At 46.4% G+C, this 12,298-nt stretch carries 9 protein-coding genes; 1 reads left to right on the plus strand and 8 read right to left on the minus strand.

Annotated elements, in window-relative coordinates; all coding sequences use genetic code 11:
* Positions 1 to 28 precede the first annotated feature (28 nt).
* Both Selli1_RS13705 and Selli1_RS13710 read right to left on the minus strand, forming a co-directional pair.
* On the minus strand, positions 29 to 520 hold the full coding sequence (locus Selli1_RS13705) for a pyridoxamine 5'-phosphate oxidase family protein (RefSeq protein ID WP_281845601.1): 492 nt from the start codon (positions 518 to 520) through the stop codon (positions 29 to 31).
* A 40-nt stretch (positions 521 to 560) separates the two neighbouring features.
* Positions 561 to 1,472, minus strand: a complete 912-nt coding sequence (locus Selli1_RS13710; protein ID WP_138372686.1) for a tRNA dihydrouridine synthase — start codon at positions 1,470 to 1,472, stop codon at positions 561 to 563.
* A gap of 90 nt (positions 1,473 to 1,562) precedes the next feature.
* On the opposite strand from Selli1_RS13710, the gene Selli1_RS13715 reads away from it, so the two are divergent.
* Positions 1,563 to 2,402 carry a polysaccharide deacetylase family protein gene (locus tag Selli1_RS13715; protein WP_405121934.1) on the plus strand — a complete coding sequence of 280 codons (840 nt, stop codon included), beginning with the start codon at positions 1,563 to 1,565 and terminating at the stop codon, positions 2,400 to 2,402.
* 80 nt (positions 2,403 to 2,482) lie between these two features.
* On the opposite strand, the gene Selli1_RS13720 is transcribed toward Selli1_RS13715, so the two are convergent.
* From Selli1_RS13720 to Selli1_RS13745, 6 genes are all read right to left on the minus strand, one after another.
* A complete protein-coding gene (locus tag Selli1_RS13720) occupies positions 2,483 to 4,822 on the minus strand; it encodes a L,D-transpeptidase family protein (RefSeq protein WP_281873465.1) in 2,340 nt (779 codons plus the stop codon).
* 14 nt (positions 4,823 to 4,836) lie between these two features.
* Positions 4,837 to 8,253, minus strand: coding sequence for a hypothetical protein (locus Selli1_RS13725; protein WP_118636018.1), 3,417 nt, complete (start codon positions 8,251 to 8,253; stop codon positions 4,837 to 4,839).
* Between the two features lie 64 nt (positions 8,254 to 8,317).
* On the minus strand, positions 8,318 to 8,920 hold the full coding sequence (locus Selli1_RS13730; RefSeq protein WP_281845603.1) for an HD domain-containing protein: 603 nt from the start codon (positions 8,918 to 8,920) through the stop codon (positions 8,318 to 8,320).
* A complete protein-coding gene (locus tag Selli1_RS13735) occupies positions 8,905 to 9,984 on the minus strand; it encodes a GNAT family N-acetyltransferase (RefSeq protein ID WP_281845604.1) in 1,080 nt (359 codons plus the stop codon). The genes Selli1_RS13730 and Selli1_RS13735 overlap by 16 nt, the downstream gene beginning before the upstream one ends.
* 128 nt (positions 9,985 to 10,112) lie before the next feature.
* The gene (locus tag Selli1_RS13740; protein ID WP_281845605.1) at positions 10,113 to 11,567 is read right to left on the minus strand and encodes a glycoside hydrolase family 32 protein; all 1,455 of its coding nucleotides are present in this window, start codon (positions 11,565 to 11,567) and stop codon (positions 10,113 to 10,115) included.
* A gap of 10 nt (positions 11,568 to 11,577) precedes the next feature.
* Positions 11,578 to 12,156, minus strand: a complete 579-nt coding sequence (locus Selli1_RS13745) for a PTS sugar transporter subunit IIA (RefSeq protein WP_330677601.1) — start codon at positions 12,154 to 12,156, stop codon at positions 11,578 to 11,580.
* Positions 12,157 to 12,298 lie beyond the last annotated feature (142 nt).

The following is a 12,298-nucleotide window of genomic DNA, read 5'->3' on the forward strand; positions in this document are numbered from 1 at the left end:
AATCCTATACACCATCTGTTTCCAAAAGCTACTGTGCCTTTCTCTCCTTCCCGGTAAAAGAAATGACCTCAATGCAGTACACATCCGCCGCTTTCAGCAGATTTTCATCAAATTTTAATTCTGCCTCCGGTGCCAGATGCTCCATAATCTTTTCGAAGCCGTAACGCTTTTCGCTCTCCGACTCCAGCTTTCTGATCTTTCCTGTCCCCATAATACTCTGGTAGGCATATGAATAGGAACAGGTGTAATCTCCCCGGATCACCCCACCTTCCCGGTCAAGTTCCAGCGCTGCTACCGGCTCTTTTGCAAAAGCCTCTGCTTTCCTCCCCTGAGCCGCGGAATGAAAATACAGTTTCCAGTCAAGTGTCCCGTCTTCTTTCTCCAGTAATTCATATCCATAATTCACCGGCACAATAAACATTCCTTCTTCATCCGCCGCGCCGATTCGTACAACACTGCATCCATCAATCAGGTCTCTTAAAACCTCTTTGTCCCGAATCTCTCTTTTCTTTAATCTCATAGTCCGCATCCTGTCTTCCTCCTTTTTTTCTGATCATCTTCTATTCAAAATGCAGAAGCTCCGCATATTCTTTCAACGTATTTGTTCTGTAAATCTTCTGAATCATTTCCCGTTCTTCCCGGTGTACCAATGCACGGTATGTCCAGAATTCTTTCAGTCTCGACAGCACATGCCGCTCCTCCTGGATTTCTTTCTGATATGCGAGATAAAGCTCATACTGAAGCTCCATCCAGGTATGGGCCGGCCTGTGGTTTTGTTTAATTTTAGATAACAAAAGCGGATCGCCAAGTATTCCTCTCCCAAGCATCACCGCATCGCTTTGTGGAAATTTCTTCTCCCAGTCTTCGTACTGTTCTTTCGTAAAAAGATCGCCATTATAACATAATGGATGTCTGCTTTCCTTCATTGCATACCGGTAAACTTCCCGGTGCGGGCTGCCTTTATAAAATTCTTTCCCGGTACGTGGATGGAGAATCAGCTCCTCGAGCGGATACTGATTATACAAATCCAGCAGTGCTCCGAACTCCTCCACATCCCTCACTCCGATTCTGCTTTTAATGGAAATCCGGATATTGGATTTTTCAAAAATTTCATCCAGAAATCTGCGCAGACCGTCCGGATCCGCCAGAAATCCTGCTCCCCTTCCTTTCGACACCACACAGCGGGAAGGACAACCCAGATTCAGATTGATCTCCTCATATCCAAGGCTGCCAAGATACGCCTCTGCGCTCAGGAATTCTTCTGTTTTATTTGTCAGGATCTGTGGAACCGCATACATTCCTTCATTATTTTCCGGAAGTACGTCCTGTCGCTGCCGTTTGGACAGTTTTCCATTCTCATTTGGCGTAAGAAAAGGGATAAAATATTTATCCATCGGTTCAAACAGCTTATGATATGTTCTTCTATAGATATGATCTGTGATCCCTTCCAGGGGAGCAAGATAATATTTCATGTTCGTGTATTCCTCTCTCTTTTCCTTTTCTGAGCCTGCTTCTATTTTCTTTTAATTCATCATACACTGAAACCAACAATATTTTCGGGAATCAAAACTATGAAACATGCTCCTGAATTAAAAAAAGCATTGCTTCTTCTCCTGCTTTTTGTAGCCGCCTACTGCGCCGGAACCGGCGTCGGATTTCTTATTTCCTCCTTCCGGGAAGCCCCGGTCCGGGAGACGTCTGCCGAAGCCTCCGGGAACTGGGGATTAAGCTTTCCAAACGAAGGAGAACGTCCCGTCGGCAATGCCGATATTTCCGAGCTCTCCGCTCTGAATGCCGCGTACTGTGAAGATACGGATGAAAAAGTCATCTACCTGACTTTTGACTGCGGATATGAAAACGGAAATACGGAAGCAATCCTTGATGCCCTGAAAAAGCATGACGCTCCCGCGGCTTTTTTTATTGTAGGCACCTTTCTTCGTGACAATCCGGACATCGTAAAACGGATGGTCAAAGAAGGGCATACAGTCGGAAATCATACGTGGCATCATCCGGATATGTCCGCCATCTCTACAGAAGGCGCTTTCCGCGAAGAACTGGAAAGCGTAGAATCTCTTTTTGAAGAGACAACCGGACAGAAAATGAGCCCGTATTATCGACCTCCGCAGGGGAAATTCAGTACCGCAAATCTACAGATGGCAAAAGAGCTGGGATACTCTACCTTTTTCTGGAGTCTCGCCTACGTAGACTGGTACGAAGACGACCAGCCCACCAGAGAAGAAGCATTTGAAAAGCTGCTCGGACGTATTCATCCCGGCGCAGTCGTTCTTCTCCACAACACATCTTCCACCAACGCGCAGATTCTGGATGAACTGCTGACCAAATGGGAAGAAATGGGCTATCACTTTGCTCCGCTCTCACAGCTTGTAGAAAATCAGCTTTAGCAGAAGAGGGATATGGTCTTTGAACCGTATCCCTCTTTCTTATTCATATTACTTTTCCATTCTGCCCAACCAACGGATCATCAGATCGTCGGGTCGGTCGGATCCCAGTTCTGATAAGCCGGAATCTTCGCATATACCGGTTTTCCAAGCGGTCCTGCTGCAGAACTGTTGTAAATGGTGACTGTTGTGCCGGAAGCACAGTTGTCATAAATCCATTTCGCGTCAATGGCTCTCAGCCGGATACATCCGGAAGATGCCCATGTTCCAAGTCTGTTGTACTGATTCGGCATCATTGTCCGGTTGTTGAAATGTGTGTATGGAAGAGAATGGAACAGGATGTGTCCTGTAATTCTCGTACACCATTGGCCCTGAGCCCCATACAGTGCATGCCAGCGGTATTTGTCAGAGGTATGGAACGTACCGGTCGGTGTTCCTGCTCCCGGTGAACAAGCAAATGCCACAACCGGGATGATATATCCTCTGCTTCCATCTTTTGCATAAACTGTCACGCAGCTCATCTGTTTGTTAATCTTGATCAGATAAGAGGACTGCTTTCCGATGATATTACGGATATCTGTCTGTCTGACACCGGACTTGTAATAATACTTATATCCGTTTTCGTAGTACCATCCATTCTTACTCTTCACAAATGGACGTGACGTGGAACCCGGTGCTGCCGCTCCTTTCTTTACCAGACGGATCTGTACTGCCTCCAGGCGGTAGCTGCATCCTTCGGTACCGGCGCTTGCACCGTTCTTTGCCCATCCGAGCCAGCCATACTGCTGCGCATGAACGCGGTAATAAATGTCAAAGTACTTTGCCATATTTCCTGTCAAGCGAATCTGAATCGCTTCCAGGCGAAGACTTTTTCCCGTTGTTCCGCTTAAAGCGCCATTCTTTTTCCAGGATGACTCCCACCCAAGATTCTGAATATGGGAACGATACTCAATATTTCCGCTGATATCCTGATTTGCCAGACGGATTTTGATGGATTCCATGCGTTTATACTGTCCGACGGTTCCACCTGTGCCCCCATCTTTCACTTCGCTTTTCCAGCCGTCATTCTGTACATGTGTCTGATAATATACAGATGGAAGCTGATGGAATGCAGATGCTGTACTTCCCGGCGCCGCTTTTCCTTTTACGACCAGTACCACCTGGAGTCCCTCCAGCCGATAGCCAAATCCGGCTGTCCCTGCACTCTCGCCATTTTTCGCCCAGCCAAGCCATCCAAACTGCTCCGCATGAACCCGGTAATACACATCAAAACGCTGTGCCATTTCTCCGGTCAGACGGATCTGAATTGCCTCCAGACGGAGAGCCTTTGCAGTCGTTCCGCTCATAGCTCCGTTTGCTTTCCAGGATGATTCCCATCCAAGATTCTGAATGTGGGAACGGTATTCAATATTCCCGCTGTATGCCTGATCTGTCAGACGAAGCTTTACAGACTCCATTCGTTTGTACTGTCCAACGGTTCCGCTGATGCCACCGTTCTTTACTTCTTTCTGCCAGCCGATTGACTGAACATGAGACTGGTAATAAACCGACGGGCGCTGCCAGAATGCATCGGCCGTATTTCCCGGTGCCTGGCCTCCCTTTTCCACAAGAACAATCTGAATACCTTCCAGCCGGTAACTGAATGCTGCCGTTCCGGCACTTTCTCCATTCTTTGCCCAGCCAAGCCAGCCAAACTCCTGTGCATGAACACGGTAGTAAATATCATAATGCTGTGCCATCTCTCCGGTCAGACGGATCTGAACCGCCTCCAGACGCAGTCCTTTTCCAACAGTACCGCTTGCAGCACCGTCTTTTGCCCATGCGGATTCCCATCCGAGATTCTGCACATGAGAACGGTATTCTACGCTGCCTTTGTAAGACTGATCCTCCAGACGGATTTTGAGCGTTTCCATTCGCTTGTATTCTCCGACCGTTCCGCTTGTAGCACCGTCCTGTACTTCATCCTGCCAGCCGTCTGTCTGAACCTGGGACTGATAAAAGATATGCGGCGTGCTGACTTCTTCTGTTTCCTCCGCCTGCACCTGCGGCACTTCCGCTGCTTCTGATTCTTCAGATACTGCTTCTGATTCCGAAGCAGTATCTGTCTGGTTTTCTGTATTTTTCACCGGTTCCTGCACATCGATGTCCGAATCAGTCTCTCCGGTTTCTTCCTGTTTATCCGCTACGGACTGGTCACCTGTCTCCCCTGAAGGTTCCACCGTCTCTTCTGCCTGACTGTCTTCGGATTCAATCAGAATCTCCTGCCCGCTTTCTGCCGGATTTTCAGCTTCCTGCTCTGATAAAACAGCTGTATCTGTTGTATTTATGGACGAATCAGCTGCCTGTACTGAAAAAGATCCCATTATCATTGTCAGGCTTAAAATAACTCCGGTCATTCTTTTCATGAACTTTTTTACATTCATAGTTCATTTCCTCCCTATTCTGTTACGGATGCAACTTTTATGTAGTTTCCCTGTGCATCCTGCCCGTAGTATGTAAGTTCTCCAGTATCTGCATTGAAAATTCCAATGTCGTATTTGCTCCTGCTTAAAATTTCATCCGAGAACTCAAGCAGATAGCAGTCTGCTCCATCCGGACATAATGCTGCAATCCTGCTGTCCACATTATCCGGATCAATTACGGAAGCAAACCAGTCAATTCCGGAATAGTCGATGCTGCCTGCCTGACCCAGCGCCTCTGACTTCGTCGAACTGAACAGCCCGCATGCCATTTCTCTGGATGCAGAGTTAAATGTACTGGAACTGTAACCGGACATACTGATTTCCGGATTGAAGAATAAAATCAGCTCTGCCGCCACTGAGGAATCTACGTCAATCATTCCCAGCCGCTCTAACTGCTCCTGTTTTGCCGGATACATTCCGGTCGGGGTATTTGGATGACCTTTGTAATAATAAACATACTCATCCCCGTAATAAAGCATTGTCAGTCTTGCATAGTTTTCAAATGTCTCTTCGTTGTATGCATAAGTACCTAAAAGCATCATGGATTTCTTATTCTGAATTTCGGATTCCGCAAAATATCCATCATTAAAATCATACAAGGCTTTAAAGGCATTTACGGTTCCCTCGCCTTTTGCCTGAAGATCCTGGAGCATTGTGTTAACATTTTTCACTGTCACATCTGCTTTGATCTTCTCGGCAAAAGCATTATTATCCCCGCTGGTGAACAGATTGTTTCGTGCTACCCACCATTCGGTTCCAGGTTCGCACGCAAGCACTGCGTACATACAGTCCCAACGCTTATGCCATCCCCATTCCGTTGCAACCTTTCCAGTCTCGTAGGCATCCTGTTTTGCACTCTTCCATTCATTAATCAGCTGCCGATGTTTTGCGGAAGGATCAGCCACATTATAAGTCTTATTCATAATGTTGAATGTTCCGGAACCATCCGACATCATTGTAATTGTATATTGCTTATCCGGAATCCGGTTTGCATAAATCAGTGAATGAATCAGGGTACAGGTAATATCATTAATATACAGGTTAAACCTGGAATCCGGACTCACCTCATACAAATCCTTGACATACTGTGCATACATGCTGTAATTATATGTCTTCTGCATCTGTTCATCTGTAAGATAAGGCATTCCATAAACACCTTCCGGAAGCTGATCCCAGTTATACGCTGAAGGTCTGTCCAGCATTACAATCGTTGGAATTGTTTTTCCTGTCTCCGGAGAAGTGGTAATATCCCACAGGGACAGTGAAAAGTATACAACCGGGAAGGATGCGGAAACCGGTGCCAGGTTATATTCGCCTGCCTTTACGCCTGCGATCTGCTCTTCGGCTTCTATAATTTTCCCATTCTTTTTATAAGAAATTGAAACATAATACTTTCCGTAGTAGCCCACATTCATGTTGAATCCGGCGGATGATATACTGTTCAGATCCACTTCTTTCTTTACCTGACGGACAGTATTCCCCCGATATTTCATTGCTGCGGTTACTTCTATACTTGTAGCCTTTCCGGACTTTTTGAGCTGGTCAAGCTTATTCGGTCTTATATTAATTGATGTGGAATCTCCAATCTGTCCAATCTTCGTTCCCCATCCGGTTGTAATGTATGGATGGTCTGTCGAGCCGGGTGCTTTCGCGCCTTTTTCTACCATCTGAATTTCAATGGCTTCCATCCGTTTGGATAATCCTGTTGTTCCGGCAATCTCTCCATTTTTTGCCCAGTCAAGCCAGCCATAATCCTGCACGTGAACTCTGTAATACAGATCATATTGATCTGACACGGTTCCCGTCAGCCGGATCTGAAGCGCTTCCAGACGGAGTGATTTCCCAACACTTCCACTGACAGCTCCATTTTTCGTCCATTTATTTTCCCAGCCAAGATTCTGCACATGTGTACGGTATTCTACTTCTCCGGCAACATCCGCATTATTGATCTGAACTTTAATTGCTTCCAGACGTTTTGCTTTTCCCTTTGTTCCGCTCATCGCCCCGTCGTTAACATAATTCTCCCAGCCGAGATCCTGTACATGAGACATATAACGGATCATCATTTTCACATACGGTGTATCCGTTTTTCCAGGAGCCTTTTCTCCCTTTTTCACAAGCTGAATCTGAATTGCTTCCAGCCTGAGATTCAAACCGGAAGTTCCTGCGCTTTCTCCGTTTTTCGCCCAGTCAAGCCAGCCGTAATTCTGTGCATGGACTCTGTAATACACATCATACTGTTCGGCTATTTCTCCACTTAAGCGGATCTGTATAGCTTCCAGGCGAAGTGCTTTCCCTGTTGTCCCGCTCAGTGTTCCATTAGACTTCCATTCTTTTTCCCATCCGATATTCTGAATATGAGTCCGGTACTCTATATTTCCAGAAGGAGCTTCACTGTCCAGGCGAATCTTGATTCCTTCCAGGCGTCTGTATTTTCCAACTGTTCCACTGACTGCCCCATCTGCTGCTGAACTCTGCCATCCTGCCGTCTGAACATGGGTACTGTAGTTGACAAGTGGATGCACATAGGCATTTTCTGTAGTGCCTGGTGCCTTTCCTCCTTTATCGACAAGCTGGATCTGAATTGCTTCCAGACGTTTTGACTTCCCGGACGTTCCTGCATTTTCACCGTTCTTAGCCCATCCAAGCCAGCCATAGTCCTGCGCATGGACACGGTAGTAAACATCATACTGTTCGGCAGCCTCTCCGGTCAGCCGGATCTGGATTGCCTCCAGACGCTTTGCCTCACCTTCTGTTCCGCTCAAAGTGCCGTCTGCCTTCCATCCATTCTCCCATCCATACTTTTGAATATGAGAACGATACTGAATGCCGCCCGATACACCTTCCAGCTTAATTTCGATCGCTTCCATGCGCTTGTACTCTCCGACCGTTCCGCCCAGAGCTCCGTCTGCTGCTTCTTTCAGCCAGCCTTTATCCTGTACATGCGTTCTGTATACTACATGTGCTCCCGCTGCTCTCTCAGTCTCCTCTGTTTTAGTCTGCTGTTCTTCCTGAGCTGCTGCTTTTGCAGTCTCTTCTGATGTTTCCGGAGTACTGTTCTCCTGCTCCTGACTTTCCTCTGCAGCCGGCCTGGTCTCCTCTGAAGGCTGAGTCTCCAGAATCGTTTCTTCCTGAACATCGTCTTGCGACTCTGCCGGCGGTGTTTCTTCTTCGGAAGTCATATCTTGTGATTCTTCCGGCTCTTCCGAAGTTTCACTGTTCAGACTGCTTCCTTCTTCTGTGCCGTCCTGCTGCACATCTTCCTGCATGGTATCTGTCTGAACTTCAGTCTGCCCGTTCGGAGTTTCCTCGGCATAAACCGGGACAGATGACAAACACAGTGCTGCGCATAAAGATGCTGCAAGCATTCTCTTTAACTTCGTTCTAATCATTCCCTCATCTCTCCATTCCTAAGCAAAATTCCTGCTAACTTATTATAACGTACTTCTACCGGAACTACAAATCTTTCTGTGGCTTTATCCGGCCTTTTTTCAGATTTGGTTCCAGCCAGTTCCTCTGAGCGTATTCCCAGAGCACAGAAGCGCCCTCACCCGTCCGCGCATTTCTTTTCATAATCTGGTCTATTGACACTTCGTGCTCTACCCATGCCTTCCCATCTGTAGCCGCATTGAGCATCATCGGCTGAAGATTGTCCATGGTCCGCGCAAATTTTGCTTCCGGTGTTTCTCTTGCCTCAAATTCCTTCCACAATTCCATCAGGTAATTACCCTGTTCCTCCGGCAGCAGCCCGAAGATCCGCTCAGCCGCTTTTTCTTCTCTTTCTTTCTGCGTCTTCTTGGCTTCTTCATCGTAGGCGTAGGTATCTCCTGCATCAATTTCTACAATATCATGAATCAGAAGCATCGAAATCGTTCGGAGAACATCGATTTTTTCATTGGAATATCCGCTTAAGAGCAGTACCATAATCGCCATATGCCATGCATGTTCTGCATCATTTTCTTTTCTCTCACCGTCCGTCAGATAAGTCTGGCGTCCGATAAACTTTTCTTTGTCAATCTCTCTGATAAAATCAAACAGCTGATCTAATGCTTTATCCATCTTCGCTTCTCCCTGTCCAGTTCTCTCTGATTTGTGATCCGCACCACTTTGGATCCATACTTTCGCATCACACGTTGATACTCCATTTTTGCCTTCCCGCTTCTTCCCTGATAAAGAATCCAGAAAACAAATTCCAGATCCAGTTTCTCTGTACATCCTTCTGTGATGGAGGATCTCGTTTTCCCACGATACCTTCTTGCCCGTTTCCATGCCCGGTAAAGACAGACAAGTCTTGGAAAATCAAGGAAAAGAATGCGATCCGCTTCCTGCATCCTGCGCTCGTATTCCACACTGTGATAATTCCCATCAATCACCCAGGAATCATGACTGTCAAGAAATTCCCTGACTATTTTCTGTTCCTCTTCTTTCGGACGTTCTATCCACCCGGGCAGCCAGTGAACCTTATCCAGATGAAGAAGCGGAAGTCTTCTCTTTTTGGCAATCCATGCCGCGATGGTAGATTTTCCGCAGCCGCTGTGTCCGATAACCGCTACCTTCAAGCTTTTTCCCACTTTTCTTTTCCAATCGTCTTCCAGCATCGCCATCAAAATGACATCCCTATACTGTCTTTCATTTTTTATCGCATCCCGCAAGATCCCCTCTCTTTGAAATCCAGCTTTACGATAGACTCTTTCTGCCCTTTTATTAAAAGAATACACATCCAGGCTAAGACGATGTAACTTCAGCTCCTGAAACGCAAAGTCACGCGTTACTCGTACCGCCCAGGATCCAATCCCTTTTCCACGTGCTTCCGGACGAAAGATTGCAATTCGGAAATTGGCACATTTAAGCGTTTCGTCTAGTTCGTTGATTACACTCTCCCCAACAATCTGCCCGTCTTTGTCAATAATAAGAAACAAAAAATACTGTGGATCCTCTACCGCTTTCCTGAAAAAGCTTACAACTTCTTCTTTCGTATAAGACTCTTTACTTCCTGTCATGCGTATGATTTCTTTATCAAGCGGTCTGTAATTCTGCTCATAATAGGACTCTGCATCCTCGAATCTTGCAGGCCGCATCACATATTCTTCATACCTCCAGACCAGATTTTCTTTCCCCCGCATTCTTTTCTCCGCCTTTCCTCCTTTGCTACAGTATATTTTATCTGAAATTTCCCCTGATGTAAATGTCGGATCTTCACCAAAAAAAGAGAAGCTTCGACTTCTTTTGAAAGTCCTGCTTCTCTTCTTTTTTATTCTTCTGTCTTCCAGATTTCACATGTCCGGCATCCGTTTACCGTAATCATCCGCTCCGGTTCTTCCAGATAGATCCTGGTTGTCATTACCACTTCTCCATCATTTACAAAAATCTCCGCAATGGAATTATCAATCAGTACAAATGCATGCCTGATTTCCGATGCCGTCCGCCCGATCCGTATGGCTCTTCCTCCGCCGCAGGCAGATGGCTCTCCCTTTTTATTTAAGAATGTCATTTGGATGCGGTCTGCTTCCATATGAATCATCAAACCATTCTCTTCCGTTCCAATCCGGATCTCTGCCGGGATTCCATCCTGTAGCGTAGTCTCGATTTTTACCATCTCTCTTTCAAAACTGCAATGGGTTCCTTCTTCTTGTTTCCAGGATAGTGTATCGATCTCACATACCGGTCTCTGGTATACTGCTCCGTTTTCTGTATGAAGCTCTCTTGGAATCGTCAGGCAGTGCTGCCATCCATTCTGTACAGACAGATTCCGGTGCGTCTCAATGGTATCCGGCACTCCGGCCCATCCGATCAGAATTCTCCGTCCGTTCTCATCCTCGAATGTCTGAGGTGCATAAAAGTCAAATCCCAGATCCCATTCCCGGAAGGTCTTTTCCGGAGTTTCGCCGTTTGTCAGAATCGAATAGCCGGACTGATACAGATTCTGGCAGCGTTCCGGTTCCGCAGGGAGTCCCTGTGGACAGTAGGAAAGAATTTTCTCTCCATCCAGTTCAAACAGATCCGGGCACTCCCACATGTAGCCAAAATTTTCTTTCGGAAGAATCTCATGATCCAGCTTCCATTGTTTCTTATCATCCGAAACATAGACCAGCGCACAGCCGGTATCACGGCGTCTGTCACCATCGAAATCCCGTTTTCTCGCGCCAAGAATCATGTAGTAATGCCCCTGATCTTTCCATACTTTCGGATCCCGGATATGTGCTGTCATGTCTTCCGGATAATCTTTCATTCCAAGAAGAACCGTTTTTTCTGACATATGCTGCCCATCTTTTGAACTTACCATCAGCTGGCTGGAAATTCTTCCTTCATCAATATAGTCATAGTCACCCGGCAGTTTGACATTTCCGGTATAAAAAAGATACATCGTTCCATCTTCTATCAGCGCTGAGCCGGAATACACTCCGCTTCGGTCTTCCGGCCGGTCTGTCGTAAGAACCGGATCCTGATACTGCCAGTGCAGCAGATCCTGACTGGTACAATGCCCCCAGAAACCTCCTCCACCATTCACACTGAGCGGTGAATATTGAAAGTAAGCCTGATAAGTACCCTGAAACTGACACAGTCCGTTCGGGTCATTCAGCCAGCCGACCGGCGGCATGATGTGATACTTCATCCGGAAAGGACAGCTGTTCAGTCTGTCCTTTTGCCGGTTTTCTTCTGCTCTGACTTTATTCACCCAGTTTTCATTTTCTATTTCTTTTCCCATATCGGTTCCTCTACTTCACGATTTCCAAAATCCGGTCACCAACCTGAACCGGTTTGTCTGCTTCTTTCTCAAGACGGCTGTCTGCCACTGGTTCTGTAATGATCAGACTGGTCGTTGTATCATATCCTTCTGCCTTGATCTTTTCCTGATCAAATTCCAGAAGCAGCTCTCCTTTTTTCACGCTTCTTCCCTGCCCGGTATGAAGAGTGAAATACCTTCCTCCAAGATTAACCGTATCAATTCCTACATGAATCAGAATTCCATTTCCTGCTTTTGTGCGAAGTCCCAGAGCATGTTTCGTATCCATAACAATCTCAACATCTGCATCTGCCGGGGCGTAAATCGCTCCCTCTTTTGGTACAATCGCAATTCCATCGCCGAGAACTTTCCGGGCAAAGGTCTGGTCGTTGACTTCCTCAATTCCGATCAGATCGCCTTTCGTAAATGCACCGATTTCTTCCGGAAGTGCTGCTGTTTCTTCCTGAGCCTCTTCCCTGGCTTCGACTGTTTTTACTGTTTCTTTCTGTTCTACTGTCGATACAGGTACTGCCTGTACAGCGCTCTTTTTATCAAATCCGATTCCGATCAGGAATGCAAAGAGGAAGCGTTAGTGTATAATTATTATTGGCAAAAATAGGAATTTTTCCTAAATAAAAAGGGAAGCAGAGAAAATCCCTACTTCCCAATCATACAGTTTTTCTTTATGATGTTAGTTGCAAAATAAAACACGT

Source organism: Sellimonas catena (assembly GCF_027924685.1).
GTDB classification, from domain to species: Bacteria; Bacillota; Clostridia; order Lachnospirales; family Lachnospiraceae; genus Sellimonas; species Sellimonas catena.